Consider the following 26,692-nt stretch of genomic DNA (forward strand, 5'->3'; position numbering starts at 1 on the left):
GAAATGTGGCCTGCATTGGAGGCAGGCCACATTTTCAGCTATTTTCCGCCACCGGTCTCATCGGTTGAGGCGCATCGAGTTGGTTACCACGATGAGTGAACTGAGCGACATGCCCGCCGCCGCCAGATAGGGGGGCAGCCAGCCGCAGGCCGCCAGCGGCAGCACCAGCAGGTTGTAACCGATGGACCAGGCGAAGTTCTCGATGATGATCTTGCGGGTACGCATTGCCAGCACTCTGGCCTCGAGCAGTCGGCTCAGGTCATCGGCCAGCAGGATGGCATCGGCGCTGTTTTTCGCCAGATCGGTGCCACCAGCCATGGCAAACGAGGCGTGAGCGCCAGCCAGTACCGGGGCGTCGTTGATGCCATCGCCCACCATGATGCTGATATCCCCTTGGGCTTCCCGGGCCTTGAGGTAGGCCAGCTTGCCATCGGGCGAGACCCCCTTGACCAGCTCATCCACTCCTAGCTCGCGGGCAATCTCGTCTGCCTGCAAAGAGCTGTCGCCAGTCAGCACGGTAGTTTGCAGACCGGCCGCCTTGAATGCCGCGATCAGCGCCCTGGCATCGGGGCGCAGGGTATCTTCCAGATTGAAGCGGGCCAAGACCTTCTGCTCGTCGGCCAGATAGATAGCCAGACCGCGGCCGCGTTCTTGCGCCGGATCCAGCCCAAGCCAGCGGGCACTGCCGATGCGGTAGCGTACGCCATCCACCAGAGCTGTGATGCCGTGACCGATGACCGGAGTGATCTCGCGGGTGGATGGCAGCACACTGATACTGTCGGCAGGTAGCCGGAAGGCGCGAGCTATGGGGTGTTCGGATTGCGCCTCCATGGCCCGGGCGATGGCGAGGCATTGCGTCTCGTCCATCTCTGCCAAGGTAGTGGTGCCTGTCAGACTGATCTCACCGGTGGTCAGGGTGCCGGTCTTGTCCATCACGATCCGGTTTGCCTTGGTCAGCACGTCCAGCACATGACCACGGCGCAGCAGAATGCCGTTGCGGGTCAGATTGGCGGTGGCCGAGGTCAGGGCAGTCGGAGTCGCCAGCGACAGGGCACAGGGGCAGGTGGCAACCAGCACGGCCAGCGCGATCCAGAATGCCTGTTCCGGTTGGTGGAAGTGCCAGAAGGTCCAGACCGCAGCGGCAATGATCAGCAGCACCAGAATAAAGTGGCGCGACAGCTGATCCGCCATCTGGGCGATGGCCGGTTTGTCGTCGAGGGCGTGATCCTGTAGCCGCATGATCTGGGCGATCCGCGACTCTTCGATGCGGTGGGTCACCCGGATCTGTAGCGGTGCATCCGTGTTGATGGTGCCGGCATAGACCTGCTCACCGCGCTGTTTAAGCAGGGGCAGCTGTTCACCGGTCAGCATGGATTCGTTGAGGCTGGCTTGCCCTTCGACAATGATGCCGTCCGCAGGCAAGGTTGCTCCGGCCAGCACCCGTACCCGATCGCCGACCTGCAAGGTCTTGGCCGCTACCTCATGCTCTCCTTTATCATCGATGCGGGTCGCCATAATTGGCACCAGTCGCGCCAGGTTGGAGCTCGACTCCGACGCCTTGCGCCGGGCCCGCAATTCGAGAAAGCGCCCCAGCAGCAGGAAGAAGACGAACATGGTGATGGAGTCGTAATAGACCTCACCGGTATTGAACACGGTGGCCCACATGGAGGCGATAAAAGCCCCGATCAGCGCCAGCGACACCGACACATCCATCGACAGGTGACCCTGTTTCAGGCTGCGCCAGGCACCCACGTAAAAGGGTTGGGCCGAGTAGATCATGATGGGGGTGGAGAGCAGCAGGCTTATCCACTTGAAGTAGACCATGAACTCATCTTCAACGCTGATGAAGAGATCCATATAGAGGGCCACGGCGCACATCATCACCTGCATTGAGCCCAGCCCTGCCAGTGCCAGCCGGAACATATAGCTGCGCACCTCTTTGGCGTAGAGCGCCTCCTGTTGATGGGTCTGGAACGGATAGGCGCGATAGCCGATCTGGGCAAATCCCTTGAGGATGTTACTCAGGGAGAGCTGGTCCGGATCCCACTTGATGCGAGCCCGGTGGGTGGTGGTGTTGACGTTGATGTAGCGCAGGCCCGTCAGTGTCATTAAGTGGCGTTCGATCAGCCAGGCACAGGCGGCGCAGGTTAGCCCTTCTACTGTCAGCTGGATTTCGCGAAGGGTACCACTGTCGGTGACAAACTCCTGTTGCACTTCTGCCAGATCGTAGTGGGTGAGGGCGGCCAGCTCCTCGGGCACCAGATCGCCCTTGGTGCCAGGAGCGGTGCGGTGATCGTAGTAACTGGCGAGGCCGCACTCCATGATGGTTTCTGCCACCGCCTGACAACCGGGGCAGCACATGGGGCGAACAATCCCCTTTATCTCGAGGGAATAGCCACTATTAGCGGGTACCGGCTCGCCACAGTGAAAGCAGGGGGTCATGCGTTATGCCCCCCTGAATGCAGAATGCAAGCAGCAGGGGCGCTGGCGAACACCGGCTCGCCACAGTGAGAACAGCCGGTCATGGCTTAGCGTCCTTTCGGGTCGAGTTCGACAGGGGCCTGGGTGGGCAACTGGACGGTCTCTTGCAATCGCCACTCGTGATCGAAAGCATCGACCCGAATGTGCCACTTGCCGACCAGCGGCTTGTCGAAATGGAGGCGATAGGTGCCGCTCGCATCGGCGGTGATCATGTGTTCGCTGTCCTGACCGGCCAAGGTCGGGTGGAACAATGAGAGATAGAGAGCTTGCCCGGCAGGAATGTCACCGCTGATGGGTTTGAGGATCAGCTCGTTGCCGTCAACCTCCAGCACAAAGCGGATATTGAGTGCTTCGGAGCGGTCAAACTTGCTCAAGTCCTGATTGATCTCTTTCCCTTGTTTGTAATAGTCCTCGGCCACCAGATTGACCCCATCCTTGCTGGCGATGATGGCGGTGGCGATGCTGCCGACAACGGCGGCAGTGGGGAGGGCGATGATAAACCAGGGCCAGAATTGGCGATACCACGGTTTGGATAGAGGTTGGGTCATGATTGCTACTGCCATGAAACGAATGATTAACGTGGAAGATGGTTTTTACGCAACACAAGATAACAAAAAGCCTCGAGGAGTCGAGGCTTTTTGCTGTGTAATCACGTGTTTATCACATGTTACAACGTTACGGGCGAACCTTATTTGGCAGACTGTTGATGAGACAGGCTGTAAACGTAGGAGGCCAGCAGGTGAACCTTGTCCTCACCCAGAATGTCTTTCCAGGCTGGCATCACACCGTGACGACCGTGGGTGATGGTTTGTACCACCACTTCGCGGGAGCCACCGTAGAGCCAGGTGTTGTTGGTCAGATCTGGCGCACCGACGGCAACACCGCCCTTGGCATCGGCCCCGTGGCAGGCAGCGCAGATGGCAAAGCGTGCTTCACCTTTCTTCGCTTCCACCAGGTCGACCTTGCGACCGGAGAGGCTCAGCACATAGGAGGCCACTTCCTGAACGCCATCTTTGCCGAGGATTTCACCCCAGGCAGCCATGATCCCCTGACGACCGCCCATGATGGTGGTCTTGATTTGATCAGGCTGGCCGCCCCATTGCCATTCGCTGTCGGTCAGGTTCGGGAAACCGCGACCACCGCGGGCGTCAGAGCCGTGGCACTGGGAGCAGTTCTGCAGGAACAGACGCTGACCCACTTTCAGGGCTTCCGGATCCTTGGCGATCTCGGTGATGGCACGATAGGTTTTGCCATCCGCTTCGTAGGTGAGTTCACGGAACTTGGCGCCGTAGATCTCGTCAGCCTTGGCGACCTCACGGTCATACTCCACCGCGCGACCTTCAGCCTTGGCCGATTCGGTTGCAGCTTTGGACTCGGCCAGCGAGCGCACGTCCTGGTTGGAACTTTGCCAGCCCAGCAGGCCTTTGAAGTTGCCAAGCCCCGGGAAGGCGATCAAATAAACCAGACCGGTGACGATGAAGAAGAGGAACATGTAAGTCCACCACTTCGGCAGCGGGTTGTTGATCTCCTCGATGCCATCGAAGGAGTGACCCATCGATTTGCCTTCTTCAACACCCATCTTGTCCTTGCGGCACCACATCAGCAGCAAGAAGCAGCCGAGGATGGTTCCCAGACTGATGACAGTCACAAAAATGCTAAACAGAGTGCTCATTATTGTTTCGCTCCTGCGTTCTTTTTATCAGCACCGGGTTGCTCATCATCGGCAAAAACCAAATTGGCAGCCTCGTCGAAAGAGGTCTTGCGGCGTTTGCTGTAGGCCCAGACGATGATGCCAATCATGATGGCCATCAACAGCAAGGTATACAGACCGCGAAATGTGCCGTAGTCCATTTTCGCCTCCTTATTTCAGGGCATGACCCAGTGATTGCAGATAGGCCACCAGCGCATCCAGCTCGGTTTTGCCCTTGACGGCTTCGCCAGCACCCTGAATATCGGCGTCGGTATAGGGCACACCGAAGTGATCGCGGAACAGCGCCAGTTTTTTGCCGGTCATCTCGCCAGTCAGCACATTGGTATCAAGCCAGGGATAGGCGGGCATGTTGGATTCCGGTACCACATCGCGCGGGTTGATCAGGTGAACCTTGTGCCACTCGTCGGAGTACCGGCCACCGACACGGGCCAGATCCGGACCTGTACGCTTGGAACCCCACAGGAAGGGGTGTTCCCAGACGCTCTCACCGGCGACCGAGTAGTGACCGTAACGCTCGGTTTCGGCACGGAACGGACGGATCATCTGGCTGTGGCAGTTGGTGCAGCCTTCGCGAATGAAGATGTCGCGTCCTTCCATCTGCAGAGCGGTGTAGGGCTTGAGGCCCTCCACCGGCTCGGTGGTTTGCTTTTGGAAGAACAGCGGAGTGATTTCAACCAGGCCCCCCAGACTGATGGCGAAGATGATGCCGACCACCAGCATGGGAACGCTTTTTTCAAATATTTCGTGACGGTTATTATTGCTCATGGGTTGACCTCTTCAATCATGCTGGCTGGGCGACAGGTTCCAGAGAACCTTTGGGCGCAGTGATGGTGCGATAGGCGTTGTAAGCCATCAGCAACATGCCGGTGACGAAGAAGCAGCCACCCAGGAAGCGCACGAAATAGAAGGGATAGGATGCCTGCAGCGCTTCAACGAAGCTGTAGGTCAGGGTGCCGTCTTCGTTGACTGCACGCCACATCAGGCCCTGCATCACGCCGGAAATCCACATGGCAACGATGTAGAGCACGGTGCCCACGGTCGCCAGCCAGAAGTGAACGTTGATCAGCTTGACGCTGTACATCCGGCCCTGGCCGAACAGGTTCGGGATCAGGTGATAAACCGCACCGATGGAGACCATGGCAACCCAGCCCAACGCACCGGAGTGAACGTGACCGACGGTCCAGTCGGTGTAGTGGGAGAGGGCGTTAACGGTTTTGATCGCCATCATCGGGCCTTCGAAGGTCGACATGCCGTAGAACGACAGGGAGACGATCAGGAAGCGCAGGATAGGGTCATAACGCAGTTTGTGCCAGGCACCGGAGAGGGTCATGATGCCGTTAATCATGCCGCCCCAGGAGGGTACGAACAGGATCAGGGACATCACCATGCCCAGCGACTGAGCCCAGTCAGGCAGTGCGGTGTAGTGCAGGTGGTGCGGACCGGCCCAGATATAGAGGGAGATCAGCGCCCAGAAGTGCACGATGGAGAGGCGATAGGAGTAAACCGGACGACCCGCCTGCTTGGGCACGAAGTAGTACATCATCCCGAGGAAGCCGGCGGTCAGCAGGAAGCCTACCGCGTTGTGGCCATACCACCACTGCACCATTGCATCCATGGCGCCGGAGTACATGGAGTAGGACTTCATGCCGGAGAGCGGCACTTCCATGTTGTTGACGATGTGCAGCACCGCAACGGTGATGATGAAGGCGCCGAAGAACCAGTTCGCCACATAGATGTGGGAGGTGGTGCGCTTCATCAGTGTGCCGAAGAAGACGATGGCATAGGCGACCCATACCACAGTGATGGCGATATCAATCGGCCACTCCAGCTCGGCATACTCTTTGGCGGAGGTGTAACCCAGCGGCAGAGAGATGGCGGCAGAGAGGATGATTGCTTGCCAGCCCCAGAAGACGAAGGTTGCCAGCGGGCCACCAAACAGTCTGGTTTGACAGGTGCGCTGCACCACGTAAAACGAGGTGGCCATGAGTGCACTGACGCCGAAGGCGAAGATCACTGCGTTGGTATGGAGGGGCCGCAGACGACTGTAAGTCAGCCACGGGGTCTCGAAGTTGAGGGCAGGCCAGATCAACTGGGCTGCGATCAGTACGCCAACCGACATGCCGACAATTCCCCAGACAATCGTCATGACGGTAAACTGGCGAACAACGGTGTAGTTGTACTCAGGATGGTTAGTTGTATGGCTCATCGTTATATTCCGCTTCCGATGCTGCTGTTGTTTGGTTTTGTATCCGGAGAACCGGACTGGCTTCATCAGCCACCGCCGACCAGTTGTTAACATCTGTTAACGAAAGGAAAAGCAAAAGATGGCTAAATGAAAACTGCATGGGAATGATACTGAAGTGACAGGTAAAATAACAGTATAAACAGTGATATATTTGGCTCCGTCCGGTCTCGATATGGCAGTTTTTTACCTTGTTCGAGATCACAAAAAACTATTTTAATTGCATCTTAATCGGGCTGTTTTTGATGAAAGAGAGACTTACCGCACGTAAAGTTTTGCACCTCGTACTGGTATTGGCGCTGTTATTGGCGCTGATGGCCTATCGCACCTGGTTTTCGGTCGATAACAGCGTCTCTGCTGACCAGACAAAAGATCAGATTTGTGATCTTTCCCACACCCCTTGCAGCGCGCTGATTGGTGACAAGTCGCTGACGGTCGCCATCAAGGAATTACCGCTGCGCGCTGAACATGACTTTGTCATCGCTATTAGCGGCGGCGATCCGGCCATCAAACCGGTGAAAGCGACACTCGAAGGCAAAGATATGTTTATGGGCACCATTCCGGTGAACTTTGAACAAATAGACGGACAGTGGCAGGGGGTAACCCAGGTGGGGAGTTGTACATCACCCGTCATGATCTGGTTGTTAAATATCGAGTGGAGTAATGGTCAACGCCAGCAATTGGCGCTTTCCGTTGCCCGGGAATAACGGCGCAAGGAGCGGGGAGTGGAAAAAATATTTGAAATTTCCCGGCCAGGCGTTACCTTCCCCAAACCATCAGGGAGTGAAGTTCATTTAATCATGATTGAAAAACAACCATTTTATCGCACCCTCAACCAGCAGGCCAAGGCGCTGCTGGAGGGGGAAACCGATCTGATTGCCAATCTGGCCAACCTCTCCGCACTGCTGAATCAGGAGCTGGCGGAGATCAACTGGGTCGGTTTTTATCTGTTGCAGGGCGAGACCCTGGTATTGGGGCCATTTCAGGGCAAACCGGCCTGCGTGCGGATCCCGGTCGGCCGCGGGGTGTGTGGTACGGCAGTGGCAGAGGGGAGAACCCAGCTCATTGACGATGTCCACCAGTTCGATGGTCACATCGCTTGCGATGGCGCGAGCAACTCGGAAATCGTGATCCCGGTGCGCCGTGGTGGCGAGATCATCGGGGTACTCGATATCGATAGTCCGATTTTTAACCGTTTCAACCAGGAAGACCGGATTGGCCTCGAAGAAACGGTGCAAATTTTGGAAAGCATGCTCTAAGTCATTGCTAGATGGTTCGCAAAAGGCCCCAAGCTCTCTATAATGGGGCCTTTGTTGTGCTCGGGACGTGCCCGTGCGTTTATATGAAAGCCAAGGTTATACATGGAAAACACTGAGAAGCTGAAGAACAGTAAAGAGATCGTTGCCTACCTGGTCGAGAAATTCCCGGCCTGCTTCGTTGCTGAAGGAGAGGCCAAGCCGCTCAAGATTGGTATCTTCCAGGATTTGGCCGAGCGTCTTGCTGACGATGCCAGAGTCTCCAAGACCATGCTGCGTTCAGCACTGCGTCAATACACCTCCAGCTGGCGCTACCTGCACGGTCTCAAAGCTGGCCAGGCTCGCGTTGATCTGGATGGCAACCCGGGCGAGCTGCTGACCGAAGAGCACATCGAACACGCCAAGCAAGCTCTGAAAGAGAGCAAAGAGCGCGTATTCGCCAGCCGTCGTACCAATACCAAAGAGAAGGATGAGAAGGCCAAGAAGCCCCGTCGTCCTGCTGTGCGCAAAACCGAGAAAGCTGATGTAGCTGCCAAGCCGAAAGCTGCCGCCAAGGCACCGGTCGCTGACGCTCCGCTGGTTAAAGTGGATGCCGCTACGCTGAAAGTGGGCCAGGATGTGCGCGTCGTTATGGGTAAATTCCCGGTTCCGGCAACCATCAAGGAAGTAACCAAGGACGATGTACAGGTCCAACTGCAGACCGGCATGATGGTGCGGGTCAAATCAGAGCACTTGGTTCTCTAAGGAGACAAATGTTGAAGCATGGCGTAATTCGTTTTTCCCTCGTTGCCTGTAGCCTGGCGCTTGCCGGGCTTGCACAGGCCATCGAGCCGGTGCTCAAGGAGAGTGATTTGCCTGTGTTGGCTCAAGAGAGCCAACATGCTACGGCCAGCAAGCGAATTACCAATCTGTTTACCCGCTCGCACTACAAACAGTTCAAGCTGGACGATGCCTTTTCCTCCGTGATTTTCGATAAATATCTGGAGAATCTGGACTACAGCCGCAACCTGTTTTTGGCCTCTGATATCAGCCGTTTTGAAAAGTACCGTAACGGTTTTGACACCGACCTCGAAAGAGGCCGTCTGGCTCCCGCCTACGAGATGTTCAACCTGAGTCAGCAGCGGCGTTATGAGCGGTTCGAATACGCCCTCAAACTGCTTGATACTCCTTTCGATTTTACCCAGACCGACAACTATGTGTTTGATCGGGAAGGGGCGGCTTGGCCCAAAGATGAAGCAGAGCTCAACGAGCTGTGGCGTCAGCGGGTCAAGTTCGATGCCCTGAGCCTAAAGCTCAGCGGCAAGGAGTGGCCCGAGATCAAGGAGCTGCTTGGCAAGCGTTACAACAACGCCATCAAGCGGATGTCCCAGACCGAGAGCGAAGATGTCTTCCAGCTCTTCATGAACTCCTTCGCTCGCGCCATCGAACCACACACTAGTTACCTCTCCCCGCGCAGTGCCGATCGTTTCAACACCGAGATGAACCTCTCGCTGGAAGGGATCGGGGCCGTGTTACAGGCGGAAGATGACTTTACCGTCATCCGTTCTTTGGTGCCCGGTGGCCCGGCTGCCAAATCTAACCACCTCAAGCCCGATGACAAGATCACCGGGGTAGGGCAGGAAGATGGCAAGATTGTTGATGTGATCGGCTGGCGTCTCGATGACGTGGTCGAGCTCATCAAGGGGCCCAAGGGGAGCAAGGTCAAGCTTGAAATTCAGCGCGGCAAGGGCGCAACCGCCAAGACCGAGCAGATCGAGCTGACCCGCGACAAGGTGCGCCTTGAAGACAGAGCCGCCAAGTCCAAGGTGATTAACGCCGAAGGCAAGAAGATTGGTGTCATCGAGATCCCGAGTTTCTACGTCAATCTGCATGACGACGTGATCAAGGAGCTCTCCAGCCTCAACAAGCAGAAGATCGATGGTCTGATCATCGATCTGCGCGGTAACGGCGGCGGCGCCCTGACTGAAGCCTCTGCCCTGAGTGGTCTCTTCTTTGGCAGCGGTCCTGTTGTTCAGATCCGTGATCATATGGGTCGTATCACGGTCAACGGTGACGACGATGGCAACGTCTATTACGGCGGTCCCATGTCGGTGCTGATCGACAGATACAGTGCCTCGGCCTCCGAGATCTTCGCTGCCGCCATGCAGGATTATGGTCGAGCCCTGATCCTGGGTGAAAACTCGTTCGGCAAGGGGACGGTGCAGCAGCATCGCAGCCTCGCCAAGGTCTATGACTTCTACGAGCAGCCGCTGGGTCACGTGCAGTACACCATCGCCAAGTTCTACCGGATCAATGGTGGGAGTACCCAGAACAAGGGCGTTGCGCCGGATATCAGCTTCCCGACACCGGTTGCGCCGGAAGAGACGGGTGAAAGCCGTGAGTTCAATGCGCTGCCGTGGGACAAGATAGCCTCTGCCAACTATCAGACTCTGGGCAATTTCACTACTCTGCTGCCCAAGCTGCAGGCCGCCCACGATGCCCGCATCGCCAAGGATCCCGAGTTTGCCTACGTGATGCAGGATATTGCAGACTACAAGGTGGAGAAGGAGAAGAAGTCGGTCTCCCTCAACGAGGCGGAGCGTGTTGCAGAGCAGGCGAAACAGGATGAGAAAGCGCTCAAACGTACCAACGAGCGTCTGGCACGTCTTGGCAAGCCGGCGGTGAAGAGTCTGGATGAACTGCCCGCTGATTTTGAAGCGCCCGATGAGTATCTCATCGAAGCGGCCAATATCACGGCGGATCTGGCCAAGGTCAGCAAACGCAGCTGACAAGGCGACCTCCAATGTACAAGGGCGACTGCGGTCGCCCTTTCTTTTTGTCTGGCGTATCTGACGTAATGCAAATTGTTTGACCCCGCCAGTTGGTTGTGACAGCCTCTTTCTCGCCTTTAACAAGCGTGGAAGCAGACAATAATGACCGATCACCCCCAGGCCATGACGGCCAAATATCGCCAGGATTATCAGGCGCCGCTCTACTGGATCGACACCATCGACCTCGATTTCCAACTGCAGGAGCCGCTGACCCAGGTCACCGCCATCACCCGCATTCGTCGTAACGGCGAGCACAATGCGCCGCTCGTCCTCGATGGTGAACAGCTGACTCTCAAGAGCGTTGCCATCGATGGCATTCCCTGTGACCACTACGAGCAAGGCGAGAGCAGTCTGACCCTGTTCAACCTGCCGGCCGAATGTGTACTGACCATCGTCACCCTGCTGGATCCGGCCGCCAACACCGCGCTGGAAGGGCTTTACAAATCGGGTGATGCCTACTGTACCCAGTGCGAAGCCGAAGGGTTTCGCCGCATTACCTATTATCTGGACCGCCCCGACATTCTGGCGCGCTACAGCACCCGCATTACTGCCGACAAAGCCCAGTTCCCCTTCCTGCTCTCCAATGGCAACAAGGTCGACAGCGGTGATCTGGATGGCGGCCGTCACTTCGTGCAGTGGCAGGATCCTTTCCCCAAACCCAGCTACCTGTTTGCGCTGGTGGCCGGTGATTTCGATGTGGAGCGCAGCCACTACACCACCAAGAGCGGCCGCAAGGTGGCCCTCGAGATCTTCGTCGACAAGGGCAACCTCGATCGCGCCGGTTTTGCCATGGAGAGCCTCATCAACTCCATGCGCTGGGACGAGCAGCGTTTCGGCCTCGAGTATGATCTCGACATCTACATGATCGTTGCGGTGGACTTCTTCAACATGGGCGCCATGGAGAACAAGGGGCTCAACATCTTCAACTCCAAGTTCGTGCTGGCCAATCCGGCCACCGCTACCGATGGCGACTACCACGGTATCGAACGGGTGATCGGTCACGAATATTTTCACAACTGGACCGGCAACCGCGTCACCTGTCGAGACTGGTTCCAGCTCAGCCTGAAAGAGGGGCTGACGGTATTCCGGGATCAGGAGTTCTCCTCCGATCTGGGCTCCCGTGGCGTCAACCGCATCAACAACGTGCGTACCGTGCGCGGCCCGCAGTTTGCGGAAGATGCCGGCCCCATGGCACACCCGATCCGCCCGGATGTGGTGATCGAGATGAACAACTTCTACACCCTGACCGTCTATGAGAAGGGGTCGGAAGTGATCCGCATGATGCACACCCTGCTGGGGGAAGATTCCTTCCAGGCCGGTATGCGTCTCTACTTCGAGCGTCACGACGGCTCGGCCGCTACTTGCGATGATTTCGTGCAGGCGATGGAGGATGCTTCCGGTGTCGATCTTGGCCGTTTCCGCCGCTGGTACAGCCAGTCAGGCACCCCCGAGTTGACCGTCACCGACGAGTACGATGCCGCCAGCGGTATCTATCGCCTCCATGTGAGCCAGCACACCCCGCCGACTCAGGATCAGCCGCAGAAGCTGCCGCTGCATATCCCCTTCGATATCGAGCTCTATGACGAGCAAGGTGCCGTCATCGCGCTGCAATATCAGGGCAAGGCCATCGGCAACGTGCTCGATGTGCTCGAAGCGGAGCAGACCTTCGAATTCGATCAGGTGCCGGTCAAGCCGGTTCCCTCCCTGCTGCGGGACTTCTCCGCGCCGGTCAAGCTGTACTATGACTACAGCGATGAAGCGCTCGCCTTCCTGATGCGCTTTGCTCGCAACGAGTTTGCCCGCTGGGATGCCGCCCAGATGCTGATCAACAAAGCGGTCATCGACGGGGTGGCGCGGGTGCAACACGGGCAGGGGGTTGAGCTCTCCCAAACCCTGCTGGCCGCCTTCGTCGCCATTTTGGACGACAGCGAGCTGGATTTGGCCCTCAAGGCGGAGATCCTGGCGCTGCCAGGTGAAGCGACCCTAGCCGAGCTGTTCGAGGTGGCCGATATCGATGCCATCCATCAGGTGCGCGACGCGATCCACACCCGTCTTGCCGAGGCCTTTGGCGCGCGCTTGGCGGCTACCTATCAGAGCCTGCGTCTGAGCGGCTATCAGGTGGTGCACGCCGATATGGCCAAGCGGGCCCTCAAAGGGGTGGTGCTCGGCTATCTGGCTGCGCTGGATGCGGAGCATGCCGATGCGCTGGTGCGCGAGCAGTACGCAACCGCCGACAACATGACCGACACCCTGGCGGCGTTGCAGGTGGCCAACGGCTATCTGCTGCCATGCCGCGCTGCGCTGCTGGCCGACTTCGAGGGCAAGTGGGCCAAGGATGGACTGGTGCTGGACAACTGGCTGCGGCTGATTGGCAGCAAGCCGGCTGCCGATGTGCTCGGCGAAGTGAAGCAGGCAATGAATCATCCTACCTTCAGCATTCGCAACCCGAACCGGCTGCGGGCGCTGATCGGCAGCTTCGCCATGAGCAATCAGGTGCAGTTCCATGCGGTGGATGGCAGCGGTTACCGCTTCCTGACCGATCTGCTGATCGAGCTCAACGAGGTCAATCCACAGGTGGCCTCCCGCCTCATCACTCCGCTTATCCAGTTCAAGCGACTGGATGAGGTGCGCAAGGCGCTGATCCGCGCCGAGCTGACCCGTCTTGCCAACCTTGAGGGGCTGGCACGGGATCTGTTCGAGAAGGTCAGCAAGGCGCTGCAGCAGTAAGTGTCGATGGGGCAGGAGCGTTACGCTCCTGCCCCATTGTGTGATTTGTCGTGTGATCAGGAGCAAGCGTGAAGCAGTTTACTTTTCGGCTCTCATTGAATAGCGATGAGGTGATGCTGATGTATCAGGGCCACGTCAGACGGCTGGTGGTGCGTAGCGAACAGGGATTGACCCTGGAACTTGGTATAGAAAAAATACGGCCCTTTGTCGCCATCAATGGTGTGCATGGCTACTTTCGGCTGAAAACCCAGGACGATTACCGCTTTATCAGTCTCGAACGCATAAATTAACAAAAATCGAACAGATTACCGACTGTTTATCTGCTTTGCGTCACTATCTATCCGGTAAACTGGCACAAAGGTAGTGGGAATTTCTGTATTTTTGGTTATTTGCAAAATTTCTCACAGTTTAAGCCGTGATCTGTACCTTGTTTTTAACATCTCGTTAGCACCTTTCCTCGCCTTCCCTTATCCAAGCCATTACACTTCGCAACAACTCTGCACCAGCGGGTAACCAGGGTGGTTGCCTCTGCGTCGGTGGTTAATGTCGTCCGATAAGGAATATAAAAATGGCATTGAAAGACGCCCCTACCTCAGTTCTGCTCGAAAACGTTCTCAGCCTGATCCATCAGAAGTTGCCCAAAAACAGCGCCTCTCTGGTCGAGCGCTTCGTTGCCAAGTTCTACGGCAACATGGCGAGCTCCGACCTGCACGATCGCAATGACAGCGATCTCTACGGCGCGGCCCTGAGCCTGTGGAATGCCCTCAATCAGCGCACCGGCACCGATCCCTACATCCGGGTCTACAATCCCGAGCTGACCCGTCACGGCTGGCAATCGCCCCATACCATCGTCGAGGTGATCCTGCAGGACTCGCCCTTCCTGGTGGACTCCATCCGGATGGCGCTCAAGCGACTCAATATCACCGCCCACATGATGCTGCACCAACCGCTGCACCTCATTCGTGGAGCGGATGGAAAGATTGATGCCATTCTGGAACTCGACAACACCGACGGGCAGACCTCGGTTGAAACGGCATTCCTTATCGAGATCGATCACCTCACCAGCGAGGAGCAGATGGCCGCGCTGGCTGCCGAGCTCAACTCCGTGGCTGGTGAAGTAGCGCTGGCAGTCGGCGACTGGCAGCCCATGCTAGCCAAGCTCAATGAGATCATCGACGAGCTTCCCAAACGCAAGAGTCCGGCCAGCAAGGAGGAGGTGGCCTCCTGCGTTGCCTTCCTCAAATGGGTAGCTGCCCACAACTTCACCCTGATGGGTTATCGTCGCTACGACGTCAAAGCGGTGGAGGGGGATCACGAGATCCTGCCGCAGGCCAGCTCCAGCCTGGGGCTGATGAAGAACTCCATCAAGGAGGTGGGCCAGCGCCTTGGCAACATGCCAGCCAGCGCACGTCACGCCGCTCTGAGTTCTGACCTGCTGATCCTCACCAAATCCAACAGCAAGTCCCGGGTGCACCGTCCGGCTTATGTGGATTACATCGGCATCAAGCGCTTTGACGAGCATGGCAAGGTGATCGGGGAAGATCGCTTCATAGGTCTTTACGCCTCTTCCATCTACAACACCAGCGCGACCCAGATCCCGCTCATCAGCCATCGTCTCGAACGCATCATGGCTGCCTCCGGTCACGAGAAGGGCTCCCACGCCTACAAGGCGCTGCTGAACGTGCTGGAAACCTATCCCCGTGACGAGCTGATCCAGGCCCGTGAAGAGGAGCTGCTGGCCACCGGTCTGGGCGTACTGGAGATGCAGGAGCGGGACATGCTGCGGCTGTTCGTGCGCCGCGATGTGTACGGCCGTTTCTTCTCCTGCATGGTCTATGTCACCAAGGAGCGCTACAACACGGCGCTGCGGATAAAGACCCAGCAAATTTTGCAGAAATATTTTGGCAGTAATGAAGAGGTGGAGTTCAACGTCTACTTCACCGAAGGCGTGCTGGCGCGGACCCACTACATAGTGCGGGTCAACAACAACAACGTGGATGTGGATGTGAACGAAGTACAGAACAACCTGATTGAAGCGGCCCGCAGCTGGGACGACAGACTCGACTCCGTGCTGCTCTCTCACTATGGCGAGGCCCGTGGCAACGAGCTGCGCCGCCGTTTCAGCACCGCATTCCCCCGTGCTTACAAGGAGGATGTGTTGCCTGGCTCGGCCGTGGCCGACATCATGGCGCTCGATAACCTGAGCGAAGCCGAGCCACTCGGCATGCTGTTCTACCGCGCGCAGGAGGAGGAGAACGATCGTCGGGTACGGCTCAAGTTGTTCCATCGCACCGAGCCCATTCACCTCTCCGATGTACTGCCGATGCTGGAAAACATGGGACTGCGGGTGATCGGTGAGACCCCGTATCAGGTACGCACTCCGGGTGGCGATCTGTTCTGGATCCTCGACTTCTCCATGTTGCTGCACGGCGAGCAGCCCTTTGATCTGGCCCAGAGTCAGCAACGCTTCCAGCAAGCCTTTGCCGCCATCTGGAACAAGCAGCTGGAAGATGACGGCTTCAACCGGCTGGTATTGGGGGCGGGTCTCACCGGCCGCCAGGTGTCGGTGCTGCGCGCCTATGCCAAATACATGCGTCAGACCGGCGTCTCTTTTAGCCAGTCCTATATTGAAGAGACCCTGACCCGTTATCCGGAGATTGCTCAGCTGCTGTTCACCTTGTTTGAACAGCGCCTGGATCCGGCCGGCAAGCAGGACGTCAAGGTACAGGCCAAGTTGCACGAGCAGCTTGCCACCAAGCTGGATCAGGTGGCCAACCTGGACGACGATCGCATTATTCGCCGCTATGTGGAGATGATCGACGCTACCCTGCGTACCAACTACTACCAGCTGGACAAGGCGGGCAACATCAAGCCCTACATCTCCTTCAAACTGGCTCCCTCCACTATCACCGACATGCCGCTGCCGCTGCCGAAATTCGAGATCTTCGTCTACTCGCCGCGAGTGGAAGGGGTACATCTGCGCTGGGGCAAAGTAGCTCGTGGCGGTCTGCGCTGGTCAGATCGCAAAGAGGACTTCCGCACCGAAGTACTGGGTCTGGTGAAAGCCCAGCAGGTCAAGAACACCGTCATTGTGCCAGTGGGGGCCAAGGGCGGTTTCTACTGCAAACAGATGCCGGTGGGGGCAACCCGCGCCGTCATTCAGGAGGAGGGAAAGGCCTGTTATCGCCTGTTTATTCGCGGTCTGCTCGATGTGACTGACAACATCATCGGCGGCGAGGTGATCCCGCCCAAATCCGTGGTGCGTCACGACGAGGATGACTACTACCTGGTGGTGGCCGCCGACAAGGGCACGGCTACCTTCTCCGACATCGCCAACGAAATAAGCCTCGAATATGGCCATTGGCTGGGCGACGCGTTTGCCTCCGGTGGCTCGGTCGGTTACGACCACAAGAAGATGGGCATCACCGCCCGTGGCGCCTGGGAGTCGGTCAAACGGCATTTTCGTGAAATTGGCGTCAACTGCCAGACCACCGATTTTACCTGCGTCGGGATCGGCGACATGGCGGGAGACGTGTTCGGCAACGGCATGCTGCTCTCCGAGCACACCCGGCTGGTGGGCGCGTTCAACCACATGCACATCTTTGTTGACCCCGCTCCGGATGCGGCCAAGAGTTTTGTCGAGCGCCAGCGCCTGTTCGATCTGCCGGGCTCCAGCTGGGATGACTACAACCGCGAGCTGATATCACAGGGGGGCGGCATCTTCCTGCGCTCGGCCAAGTCCATCAAGCTGAGCCCGGAAATACAAACCCTGCTCGGTACCGACAAGGCTAGCATGGCGCCAAACGAGCTGATCAAGGCGCTGCTCTGCCTCAATGTCGATCTGCTGTGGAACGGCGGCATCGGCACCTATGTGAAGAGCGCTCGCGAGAGCGATGGGGAAGTTGGGGATCGCAGCAACGACGCACTGCGAGTCAACGGCCGCGATCTGCGGGCCCGTATCGTGGGTGAGGGGGGCAACCTCGGCTTTACCCAGCTCGGTCGGGTGGAGTACGCCAGTCAGGGCGGTCGCATCAACACCGATTTTACCGACAACGTCGGCGGTGTGGATTGCTCCGACAACGAGGTGAACATCAAGATCCTGCTGAACCAGTTGGTTGCGGTAGGGGATCTGACCCTCAAGCAACGTAACCAGATGCTCTACGAGATGACCGACGACGTGGCGCAGATCGTGATCACCAATGCCTATCGCCAGTCCCAGTCCATATCGGTCACCAGCTTCCGCGGTTCTGAACAACTTAAAGAGCAGCAGCGCTTCATTCAGGGGCTGGAGCGGGAAGGCAAGCTCGATCGTGCACTGGAGTTCCTGCCATCCGATGAGGAGCTCTCCGAGCGGATGGCGGCAGGGCAGGGGCTGACCCGCCCCGAACTGGCGGTGTTGGTGGCGTACGGCAAGATGGTACTGAAAGAGCAGCTCAACTGCCCGGAAGTGACCGACGAGCCCTTCCTCGCCAACATGCTGGTCACCAGCTTCCCGGCCAAGGTACAGCAGCAGTTTGGTGCCCAGCTGGCCGATCACCCGCTACGCGGCGAGATCATCGCTACCCGGGTTGCCAACATGCTGGTTAACGACATGGGGCTCAACTTCGCCAGCCGGATGAAGGACGAAACCGGTGCCTCGGTCGCCGAAGTGGCCTGCTGCTTTGCCATGGCCCGCGAAGTGTTTGGCATGAACCAGCTGTGGCGCGATATCGAAGGGTGCGACAACCTGGTGGATGCCCAGACTCAGCTCGAGCTGATGTTCTACAGCCGCCGGATCGTGCGCCGTGCCACCCGCTGGTTCCTGCGCGCCCGCAATCGCAGCTGGAGCATCAGCGAGAACATCGCCTTCTTCCGTCCGGCGTTCGAAACCCTCGGTCAACACCTCTACGAGGTCATGGATGAGAGCGAAGTGGCCGAGCATCGTCAGGCTGTAGCCAAGTGGATGGAGAAACAGGTGCCGGAGGCCATTGCCCGTCAGGTAGCCCATATGAGCAGCCTCTTCTCCAGCCTGGATCTGGCGCAGATTGCCGCGGAGCACAAGACCGATATCCTGCGCGCCGCCAATGTCTACTATCGCCTCGGTGCCAAACTGGATCTGCACTGGTTCCTCGACCAGATCAACCATCAGCCGGTCGGCAACCACTGGCAGGCGATGGCGCGAGCCTCCTTCCGCGAAGATCTGGACTGGCAGCAACGCAGTCTCACTTCTGTGGTACTGGAAGGGTGCAAAGGAGAGGGAGAATGCGCTACCATACTGGCCAACTGGATTTCGGAGCATGAGCAACTCTTGTCCCGTTGGACCCATATGTTGGCCGACTTCAAGACCACCAGCACTCACGAGTTCGCCAAGTTCTCGGTGGCCTTGCGAGAGTTGAACCTGCTCCAGTTGAATTGTCGGGCACTTTAATTACCAGATTAAGGCATGGCACCGACATTACACCCAAAGCCCCGGCCAGTTGCCGGGGCTTTCTTTAAGGAGCAAAGATGTTGTACCCCATCGCCAGGCATTTCCTGTTCAAGCTCAATCCGGAACAGGCTCACGATCTCTCCATGAAATATTTGCCCCGCCTTCTCGGTACGCCACTCGATTGTTTCTTCCGCCAGAATTTGCCGAAACGCCCCGTCACTGTCATGGGGCTTTCTTTTGCCAATCCGGTGGGATTGGCGGCCGGTCTGGATAAAGATGGTGAGTGCATTGACGCGCTGGGCGCCATGGGATTTGGCTTTATCGAGGTCGGTACCGTCACCCCCAGACCCCAGAGTGGCAATGACAAGCCCCGCTTGTTCCGGGTTATTCCGGCAGAGGGGATCATCAACCGGATGGGATTCAACAACAAGGGGGTGGATCATCTGGTGACCAAGGTAAAAGAGGCCAAATATCAGGGGGTCATCGGCATTAATATCGGCAAGAACAAAGACACTCCCATCGAGCAGGGCAAGGATGATTACCTGATCTGCATGGACAAGGTTTATGATCATGCCGGTTATATTGCCGTCAATATCTCTTCCCCCAACACCCCGGGGTTGCGTTCGCTGCAATATGGCGAGGCGCTGGATGAGTTGCTGGCCGCCCTCAAGGTGCGTCAGCAAGAGCTGGCCGCCCAATATAAAAAGTACGTGCCGCTGGCGGTTAAAATTGCCCCGGATTTAAGCCTTGAAGAAATAGATCAGGTGGCCGCTTCGTTGGTACGGAATGGTATTGATGGGGTTATCGCCACCAATACCACCCTCGAGCGTGAAATGATTTATGACATGCCCCACGCCGGTGAAGCGGGTGGCCTGAGTGGTCGTCCGCTACAGCACAAGAGTACCGAGGTGATCCGTCATCTGGCCAAGGCGCTCAATGGTGCTCTGCCAATTATCGGGGTGGGTGGTATTGATAGTGCCATGGCTGCCCGTGAAAAGCTGGCTGCCGGTGCCAGTCTGGTACAAATTTATAGCGGCTTTATTTATAAAGGGCCGGGGCTGGTCAAAGAGATTGTGACCAATATTTAAGAAATAGATGGAGGAGCCCTTTATTTGACGTTGCTGATTTCCTGCATATGGAATAAAGTCAACTGGTAATTATCAAGTAAGGGCTCCAACATGTTTATTCAACCGACCGATAGCTGGCAATGGCACTATGATGCCCAGAATGACCGTCTGATGTTGGACCTGTCTGATAACATGTTATTTGCGACCGAGTATAAAGGGCGACAATTGGTGCCCAGCTCGTTTGCGACCCAACCTTTTTGTGTCGATGATGCAGCCCTCTATTATCAATTGATGGATAAAGCAGCCGAACTCGAGTGGAGTATTCCCCATCAGGTACAGCTGGTGCTTAATGCCATCGCGGTCAGTCGTTTTTATAAACCCCTGATGCCGCAAAGCTGGTTTTTTAGTGAACAGCATCCGCAAGTGCTCCCGCAAAATGGTGATCTGGTCTTGATGAATACACCCCATGGCAACGGTGAATTTATGGTCATTGAGGCTGGGGAGCAGGCCAGCGTCTGTTTGAACCTCACTGCCGAGCTGGTATTGACCACCAGTAAAACCTTGCCGCGTTTCGGGGTGATCAAGGTGATGAATAACCGGATGAAACCGCGTATTACCGTGACCGAGCAATACCGTAAGGTCAGTTGATATAATTTCATCAATCGTTTCATCTCTGTTATTACACCGCGTCTCTTTTACTGTTTTCACCTCTGTAGCATCTCGTTTCTGATATCTCATTGAACCGCGAACATCTTGCCTATTCTCATTGATGGTTATGATTCAGCCTCTCCTGAGGCTTGTTACACTCACTTGCACCTTGTGTTTTGACCCACGCAGTGTCTTGGCCTTCCGTGCTGCAAGTATGGAGCCTCCCTCTTGTTTCTTTCCGCTGGCGTAGTGCCTCCACCTCAGTATCAACACATCACTCACTGAAGCGATTTTCTTCATACGACATTTTATGCTTGAAACGAGAGCTATTCTCACTTACATTTTGTTATAACATAACAAAATGGAGTTGCCATGAAGCCTCATATTCACCCGGATTATCGTTTGGTGCTGTTCCATGACACGGCAGCAGATGCCTTTTTCCTGGTCGGGTCAACCATCAAGAGCGATCGCCGCTATACGTGGCAAGACGGGAAGGAGTATCCCTATGTGTCGCTCGATGTTTCCAGCCAGTCGCACTCGTTCTATACCGGCAAGCAGAAGCAGGTATCGAGTGAGGGGAGTGTGGCCCGTTTCAACAAGCGCTTTGGCGCATTTTCAAGCAAGAAGGAGTCCTGAATGCAGGTCGTCTGTTCACTCAAATCCGCACGGGCACGTCATCCCGATTGTCAGTTGGTGCGCCGTCGGGGCAAATTGTTCGTCATTTGCAAAAGCAATCCCCGTTTCAAGGCTCGTATGAAGTGATCCGCTAAATGATGTCTGGCCCCATGATCTCCCCATCGGGTAGTCATGGGGTCTTTTACCTTTATTCGCCACCTATCAATCTGTTTCCATCCTGCTGTTTGCGCCGACTTTTGCATGCTCCAGCCCGCCTGATGAGGTATAATGCGGCACTATTTTTATGGGTTCCCCGTGAGCGTGATGAAAGAATTTTTTGCAACCTGCCCCAAGGGGCTGGAAAACCTGTTGGCCGATGAGCTGACCAATCTTGGCGCAGAGCAGGTTCGTGAGACCGTGGCTGGCGTCCATTTCAAAGGCGAACTGGCGATTGGCTACAAGGCCTGTCTGTGGAGCCGTTTTGCCTCCCGCATCGTGCTGGTGCTCTCCGAATTCCAGATGAACGACGATCTGGATCTCTATCTGGGCGCCCACACCATACCCTGGGAAGAGCACTTTTCCGGCACCTCTACCATCGCGGTGGACTTTACCGGTACCAACCCTGCCATTCGCAATACCCAATATGGCGCGCTGAAGATCAAGGATGCCATCGTCGACCGCTTCACCAAGCGCGGTCACGTGCGTCCTGACGTGGACAAGAAGTCGCCGGATATTCGCATCATGGCGCACCTGGGCAAGGGCAAGGCCAATATCACGCTGGACTTGTCAGGCCCGGCGCTACACCAGCGTTTCTATCGTCAGGGCACAGGTGAAGCACCGCTCAAAGAGAACCTGGCCTGCGCCATGATTACCCGTAGCGGCTGGGCCGGTGAGCCCATGATGGACCCCATGTGTGGTTCCGGTACCTTGCTGATTGAAGCGGCCTTTATCGCCGCCGACATGGCACCGGCGCTGCGCCGCGAGCGCTTCGGGTTCGATCGCTGGCTGCAGCACGATAGCGAGCTGTGGCAAAGCCTGATGATGGAAGCGCAAGTACGCGCCAAACGTGGCATGCAGCGTTGCGAAGTCAAACTGTTTGGTTGTGATGCCGACCAGCGTGTGCTGCTCAAAGCCCGTGATAACGCCAAAGCAGCCGGTGTGGCCCATCTCATCACCTTCAGGCAGGCCGACGTCACCAAGCTGGAAAACCCGCTGCCGATGTCTGCCGCTGTTGAAGGGGAAGAAGGTCAAGGGGAGGCCCGTCAGGTCGGTATGCTCATCTCCAACCCGCCTTATGGCGAGCGTCTTGGCGAGTTCCCGGCGCTGCTGGAAGTGCATCAGGCCCTCGGTGATGCTCTGCGTCGCAGCTTCCAGGGGTGGAGAGTCTCCATTCTGTCCGCATCCCCCGAGCTGCTTAGCTGTCTGCGCCTGCGCGCCGACAAGCAATATCGCCTGTTCAACGGTGCCCTCGAGTGTCAGCTGCGCAACTACCAGATTGCACTGGACTCCGTGGCCTCCCAAAAAGAGGTGGCACAGGACTTTGCCAACCGTCTGCGCAAGAATCTGAAAACCCTCGAGAAATGGGCCAACAAAGAGGGCATCGATTGCTATCGCATCTACGATGCCGACTTGCCGGAATACAACGCCGCCATCGACCGTTATCAGGACTATCTTGTGGTGCAGGAGTATGCCGCGCCCAAGGACATCCCCGCCCAGAAGACCCGTCAGCGTCTGCTCGACATGGTGCAGGCCGCCATCAAGGTGACCGGGATGGATGGCGAGAAGGTGATCCTGAAGGTGCGTGAGCGTCAGGAAGGGAAACAGCAATATCAGAAGCTCTCCGAAGAGCAGCACCGGATGGAAGTGCAGGAGTACGGTGCCCGTCTGTGGGTCAACCTCTATGACTATCTGGATACCGGTCTGTTCCTCGATCACCGTCAGACTCGCCGTATGCTGGGTCAGATGGCCAAGGGCAAGCGCTTCCTGAACCTGTTTGCCTACACCGGCAGTGCCACCGTGCACGCAGGTCTTGGCGGTGCCAGCGAGACCACCACGGTGGATATGTCGCGCACCTACCTGAACTGGGCGCAGGACAACATGCGTCTCAACTCGCTGGTGGGCCGTCAGCACAAGTTTGTCCAGGCAGATTGCCTGAAGTGGTTGTCTGAAGCCGATGAGCAGTACGACCTCATCTTCATCGATCCGCCCACCTTCTCCAACTCCAAGCGGATGGACGAGAGCTTCGACGTACAGCGCGATCACCTGCTGCTGATGCAGCACCTGAAGCGCCTGCTGGCGGCGGACGGCACTCTGGTCTTCTCCAACAACAAGCGTCACTTCAAGATGGATCTGGCCGGTCTCGAGGCCACTGGTCTCAAGGCCCAGAACATCACCCAGAAGACGCGACCGAAGGATTTCGAACGTAACCAGCACATCCACAACTGCTGGATCATCACCCATGCGCCGGAGCAAGGCGAGGTGTGATGCTGACCCTGTTTCATACCGACGGTTGCCACCTGTGCGAACAGGCGTGGGCGCTGGTGGAGGCGGCTGGCCTTGCCACTACCACCCGCCAGTGCGACATCATGGATGATGAGCAGTGGCTTGCCGCCTATCGGGTGCGCATTCCGGTGCTGCGTGACGAGGCGGGCCGCGAGCTCGGCTGGCCCTTCACGCTGGTGGAGCTCAAGGGCTGGGCCGCCCGTCAGGGGTGAGAGTGATTTGACGATAAAACGGGGGCAGACCCAGTCTGCTGCCCGTTTTTTTCATATGAAATAAGGAACACACATGGCTCTTTTAACATTGCACGGCGCATGTCTGTCGTTCAGTGATTTCCCGCTGCTCGACAATGCCGAATTGACCATCGAGCGGGGCGAGCGCCTCTGTCTGGTTGGCCGCAACGGGGCGGGCAAGTCCACTCTGATGAAGGTCATTGCCAGCGAATTGCCGCTGGACGACGGGCGTCTGGTGCTGCAACAAGATTTGAAAGTGACCCGCCTTGAGCAGGATCCGCCGGCTTCCAGCGAGCTGACGGTGTTTGACTATGCCGCCGAAGGGCTGGCGGGGGTGGGGGAGCTGCTCAAGCAGTACCACCACATCTCCATGGAGCTGGCGAGCGATCCGTCAGATGCCAATATTCGCAAGATGAGCGAATTGCAAGAGCAGCTCGATTATCAGAACGGCTGGCAGTTCGAGACCCGTATCAGTCAGGTGTTGACCCTGCTGGGGCTGGATCCTGACGTGACCCTCGATAGCCTCTCCGGTGGCTGGCTGCGCAAAGTGGCGCTGGCCCGTGCGCTGGCTTGCGATCCCGACTTGTTGCTGCTCGATGAGCCGACCAACCACCTGGATATCGAAGCCATCAACTGGCTGGAAGATTTCCTCAAGGATTTTCGCGGCGCCATCGTCTTTATCTCTCACGATCGGGAGTTCATCCACAAGCTGGCAACCCGGATCATCGATCTCGATCGCGGCGCCATCACCTCCTGGCCGGGCAACTACGACGAGTATCTGCAGGGGAAAGAGGAGTGGCTGCGGGTCGAAGAGCTGAAAAATGCCGAATTCGACCGCAAGCTGGCCCAGGAAGAGGTCTGGGTTCGGCAGGGTATCAAGGCTCGCCGTACCCGTAACGAAGGCCGGGTGCGCGCCCTTGAAGCGATGCGGATGGAGCGCTCCCAGCGCCGCGAGCTGCAGGGCAAGGCCAAGCTGCAACTGGACGAGGTCAATCGCTCCGGCAAGCTGGTGTTCGAGACCGAAGGGCTGGGGTTGGACTTTGGCGATCGCACCCTGTTCAAGGAGCTCAATCTGCAAGTGCTGCGTGGCGACAAGATTGCGTTGGTCGGCCCCAATGGCTGCGGCAAATCGACCCTGATCAAGCTGTTGCTGGGGCAGCTTGAGCCGACCCGTGGCACCGTCAAGGGGGGCACCAATCTGGAGGTTGCCTACTTCGATCAGTACCGCGAGCAGCTCGATCCCGAGCAGACGGTGGTGGACAACGTCGGGGAGGGCAAGCAGGAGGTGATGGTGCGCGGCCGCTCCCGTCACATTCTTGGTTACCTGCAGGACTTTCTGTTCGAGCCCAAGCGGGCCCGTACCCCGGTCAAGGCGCTCTCCGGTGGCGAGAAGAACCGGCTGCTGCTGGCAAAGCTGTTCCTTAAACCCAGCAACCTACTGATCCTAGATGAACCGACCAACGATCTGGATGTGGAAACCCTGGAGCTGCTGGAAGAGCTGCTTTCCGACTATCCCGGCACCCTGCTGCTGGTGAGTCACGATCGTCGCTTCATCGACAACACAGTGACCGGCTGCTGGCTGTTTGAAGGGGATGGCCGCATCAGCGATTACGTGGGTGGTTACGCCGACATGATGGCGACCCGCGAACAGCAGAACGCTCAACAACAGGCCAAGAGTGCACCGGTCAAGGCCCCGGAGCCGGTCGTTGCCGCCGCGCCAGAAGCGCCGAAGAAGAGCAAGAAGCTCTCCTACAAGCTGCAGCTTGAACTGGAAGGGTTGCCTGCTCGTCTTGAGCAGCTGGAAGCCGAGCTGGATGCGCTGCAAAGCGAGATCAACCAGCCAGGGTTCTTCTCGCTGCCGGCAGATAAAACCCAGCCGAAACTGGATGCGCTCAATGCCGCTGAAGCCGCGCTGGAGCAGGCATTTGCTCGCTGGGAAGAGCTGGAAGGACTCAAAAATCAGGAGTAAGCTCCCTGTAATTAAAACTTAATCCAGTTCAGTGCCTTGTGTCACATAGCCCGGTTAGGGTGGAAGTTTTTGTTTGACCGAGTGCGTTCGCAGGAGTAAAGATGAAAGCGACCGATGCAGAATTGGTCGCTTTTTTTTTCCACGAAGAGGGTCGTAGATGATGAAGAGACAGAAGCGGGACCGTCTGGAAAGAGCTCGTGCTCGTGGTTATCAGGCTGGCGTGGTCGGCAAACAGAAAGAAGCGTGTCCGTATCAATGCCTGGATGCCCGAGGGCATTGGCTTGGTGGTTGGCGTGACGCCATGGAAGGGCGGGGCTCAGGCCTCTTCATGAAGTAGCTGCTACTTCATCACTCATTACAAAAGGAAAGGGGCCGTTGTGGCCCCTTTGCGTTAATGCTGTTTTACTACCAATCAGAGAGATCAGAATGCGGTGGTATCTTTGAACAGGCCCACTTTCAGGTCGGTGGCGCTGTAGATCGGACGGCCGTCGACTTCGACCACACCATCAGCAATCCCCATCACCAGCTTGCGGTTGATGACGCGCTTGAAGGTGATCTTGTAGGTCACTTTCTTGGCAGTCGGCAGGATCTGGCCGGTGAATTTCACTTCGCCCACGCCCAGAGCACGACCCTTGCCGGGGCCACCTTTCCAGCCAAGGAAGAAGCCAACCAGCTGCCACATGGCGTCCAGACCGAGACAGCCAGGCATCACAGGGTCACCCGGGAAGTGGCAATCGAAGAACCAGAGATCCGGAGTAATGTCGAGCTCAGCCAGGATCTCGCCCTTGCCGTGTTCGCCGCCGTTGTCATTGATCTTGACGATGCGGTCCATCATCAACATGTTGGGGGCAGGCAGCTGACTGTTACCCTCACCAAACAGTTCGCCACGGCTGCAAGCCAGCAGCTCTTCACGGGTAAAAGAGTTCTTGCCCTGCTCGCACAGGGAAAGGCGGGCTTCCATGGTGGTATTGTCTACGGTCACGCGGTATTTCCTTCAAATGGGTCAAAGCTGGGCCAATTTAGCTTA

Annotated in this window: 22 protein-coding genes; 15 read left to right on the plus strand and 7 right to left on the minus strand. The window is 57.2% G+C overall.

The window, feature by feature from the left end:
• Nucleotides 1-57: 57 nt before the first annotated feature.
• The 6 genes from I6L35_RS16425 to ccoN form a co-directional block, all read right to left on the minus strand.
• Entirely contained in the window at nucleotides 58-2,442 is a 2,385-nt protein-coding gene (locus I6L35_RS16425) for a heavy metal translocating P-type ATPase (RefSeq protein ID WP_216978776.1), read from the minus strand.
• A gap of 86 nt (nucleotides 2,443-2,528) precedes the next feature.
• Entirely contained in the window at nucleotides 2,529-3,029 is a 501-nt protein-coding gene (locus tag I6L35_RS16430) for a FixH family protein (RefSeq protein ID WP_216978777.1), read from the minus strand.
• Between the two features lie 140 nt (nucleotides 3,030-3,169).
• A complete protein-coding gene (gene ccoP, locus I6L35_RS16435) occupies nucleotides 3,170-4,153 on the minus strand; it encodes a cytochrome-c oxidase, cbb3-type subunit III (protein WP_019446377.1) in 984 nt (327 codons plus the stop codon).
• On the minus strand, nucleotides 4,153-4,332 hold the full coding sequence (locus I6L35_RS16440; protein ID WP_005336620.1) for a CcoQ/FixQ family Cbb3-type cytochrome c oxidase assembly chaperone: 180 nt from the start codon (nucleotides 4,330-4,332) through the stop codon (nucleotides 4,153-4,155). The genes ccoP and I6L35_RS16440 overlap by 1 nt, the downstream gene beginning before the upstream one ends.
• A gap of 10 nt (nucleotides 4,333-4,342) precedes the next feature.
• Complete coding sequence (gene ccoO, locus I6L35_RS16445; RefSeq protein ID WP_021230095.1) at nucleotides 4,343-4,957, minus strand: cytochrome-c oxidase, cbb3-type subunit II; 615 nt, start codon at nucleotides 4,955-4,957, stop codon at nucleotides 4,343-4,345.
• A gap of 16 nt (nucleotides 4,958-4,973) precedes the next feature.
• Nucleotides 4,974-6,398, minus strand: coding sequence for a cytochrome-c oxidase, cbb3-type subunit I (gene ccoN, locus I6L35_RS16450; RefSeq protein ID WP_005336616.1), 1,425 nt, complete (start codon nucleotides 6,396-6,398; stop codon nucleotides 4,974-4,976).
• A gap of 281 nt (nucleotides 6,399-6,679) precedes the next feature.
• Here ccoN and I6L35_RS16455 point away from each other — a divergent pair, with 281 nt between their 5' ends.
• The 15 genes from I6L35_RS16455 (at nucleotide 6,680) to rmf (ending at nucleotide 26,002) form a co-directional block, all read left to right on the plus strand.
• The gene (locus I6L35_RS16455; RefSeq protein ID WP_040065751.1) at nucleotides 6,680-7,141 is read left to right on the plus strand and encodes a hypothetical protein; all 462 of its coding nucleotides are present in this window, start codon (nucleotides 6,680-6,682) and stop codon (nucleotides 7,139-7,141) included.
• A 93-nt stretch (nucleotides 7,142-7,234) separates the two neighbouring features.
• Nucleotides 7,235-7,693 (plus strand): GAF domain-containing protein, encoded by a 459-nt coding sequence (locus tag I6L35_RS16460; RefSeq protein ID WP_216978778.1) that lies wholly within the window; start codon nucleotides 7,235-7,237, stop codon nucleotides 7,691-7,693.
• A 102-nt stretch (nucleotides 7,694-7,795) separates the two neighbouring features.
• On the plus strand, nucleotides 7,796-8,434 hold the full coding sequence (gene proQ, locus I6L35_RS16465; RefSeq protein WP_005351923.1) for an RNA chaperone ProQ: 639 nt from the start codon (nucleotides 7,796-7,798) through the stop codon (nucleotides 8,432-8,434).
• A gap of 8 nt (nucleotides 8,435-8,442) precedes the next feature.
• On the plus strand, nucleotides 8,443-10,458 hold the full coding sequence (prc, locus tag I6L35_RS16470) for a carboxy terminal-processing peptidase (protein WP_216978779.1): 2,016 nt from the start codon (nucleotides 8,443-8,445) through the stop codon (nucleotides 10,456-10,458).
• A 144-nt stretch (nucleotides 10,459-10,602) separates the two neighbouring features.
• Nucleotides 10,603-13,227: an aminopeptidase N gene (gene pepN, locus I6L35_RS16475; RefSeq protein ID WP_216978780.1), complete on the plus strand. Its 2,625-nt coding sequence runs from the start codon at nucleotides 10,603-10,605 to the stop codon at nucleotides 13,225-13,227.
• Nucleotides 13,228-13,295: 68 nt separating this feature from the next.
• Nucleotides 13,296-13,517 carry a DUF2835 family protein gene (locus I6L35_RS16480; protein WP_005345441.1) on the plus strand — a complete coding sequence of 74 codons (222 nt, stop codon included), beginning with the start codon at nucleotides 13,296-13,298 and terminating at the stop codon, nucleotides 13,515-13,517.
• Between the two features lie 278 nt (nucleotides 13,518-13,795).
• Entirely contained in the window at nucleotides 13,796-18,634 is a 4,839-nt protein-coding gene (locus I6L35_RS16485) for an NAD-glutamate dehydrogenase (RefSeq protein ID WP_216978781.1), read from the plus strand.
• A 77-nt stretch (nucleotides 18,635-18,711) separates the two neighbouring features.
• Entirely contained in the window at nucleotides 18,712-19,722 is a 1,011-nt protein-coding gene (pyrD, locus tag I6L35_RS16490; RefSeq protein WP_216978782.1) for a quinone-dependent dihydroorotate dehydrogenase, read from the plus strand.
• A gap of 90 nt (nucleotides 19,723-19,812) precedes the next feature.
• Complete coding sequence (locus I6L35_RS16495; RefSeq protein ID WP_216978783.1) at nucleotides 19,813-20,349, plus strand: cell division protein ZapC; 537 nt, start codon at nucleotides 19,813-19,815, stop codon at nucleotides 20,347-20,349.
• A 372-nt stretch (nucleotides 20,350-20,721) separates the two neighbouring features.
• A complete protein-coding gene (locus I6L35_RS16500) occupies nucleotides 20,722-20,985 on the plus strand; it encodes a type B 50S ribosomal protein L31 (protein ID WP_005336598.1) in 264 nt (87 codons plus the stop codon).
• Nucleotides 20,986-21,111: a type B 50S ribosomal protein L36 gene (gene ykgO, locus I6L35_RS16505; protein ID WP_005336596.1), complete on the plus strand. Its 126-nt coding sequence runs from the start codon at nucleotides 20,986-20,988 to the stop codon at nucleotides 21,109-21,111.
• A gap of 141 nt (nucleotides 21,112-21,252) precedes the next feature.
• Entirely contained in the window at nucleotides 21,253-23,448 is a 2,196-nt protein-coding gene (gene rlmKL, locus I6L35_RS16510) for a bifunctional 23S rRNA (guanine(2069)-N(7))-methyltransferase RlmK/23S rRNA (guanine(2445)-N(2))-methyltransferase RlmL (RefSeq protein ID WP_216978784.1), read from the plus strand.
• Complete coding sequence (locus I6L35_RS16515) at nucleotides 23,448-23,678, plus strand: glutaredoxin family protein (protein WP_216978785.1); 231 nt, start codon at nucleotides 23,448-23,450, stop codon at nucleotides 23,676-23,678. The genes rlmKL and I6L35_RS16515 overlap by 1 nt, the downstream gene beginning before the upstream one ends.
• Nucleotides 23,679-23,751: 73 nt before the next feature.
• Nucleotides 23,752-25,665 (plus strand): ABC transporter ATP-binding protein, encoded by a 1,914-nt coding sequence (locus tag I6L35_RS16520; protein ID WP_216978786.1) that lies wholly within the window; start codon nucleotides 23,752-23,754, stop codon nucleotides 25,663-25,665.
• A 160-nt stretch (nucleotides 25,666-25,825) separates the two neighbouring features.
• Nucleotides 25,826-26,002: a ribosome modulation factor gene (gene rmf, locus I6L35_RS16525; RefSeq protein WP_010674759.1), complete on the plus strand. Its 177-nt coding sequence runs from the start codon at nucleotides 25,826-25,828 to the stop codon at nucleotides 26,000-26,002.
• Nucleotides 26,003-26,086: 84 nt separating this feature from the next.
• Here rmf and fabA read toward each other — a convergent pair whose 3' ends face one another.
• Complete coding sequence (gene fabA / locus I6L35_RS16530; protein WP_196783564.1) at nucleotides 26,087-26,626, minus strand: 3-hydroxyacyl-[acyl-carrier-protein] dehydratase FabA; 540 nt, start codon at nucleotides 26,624-26,626, stop codon at nucleotides 26,087-26,089.
• Nucleotides 26,627-26,692 lie beyond the last annotated feature (66 nt).

This window comes from Aeromonas sp. FDAARGOS 1405, from assembly GCF_019048265.1.
In the GTDB taxonomy this organism is placed as follows: Bacteria; Pseudomonadota; Gammaproteobacteria; order Enterobacterales; family Aeromonadaceae; genus Aeromonas; species Aeromonas veronii_A.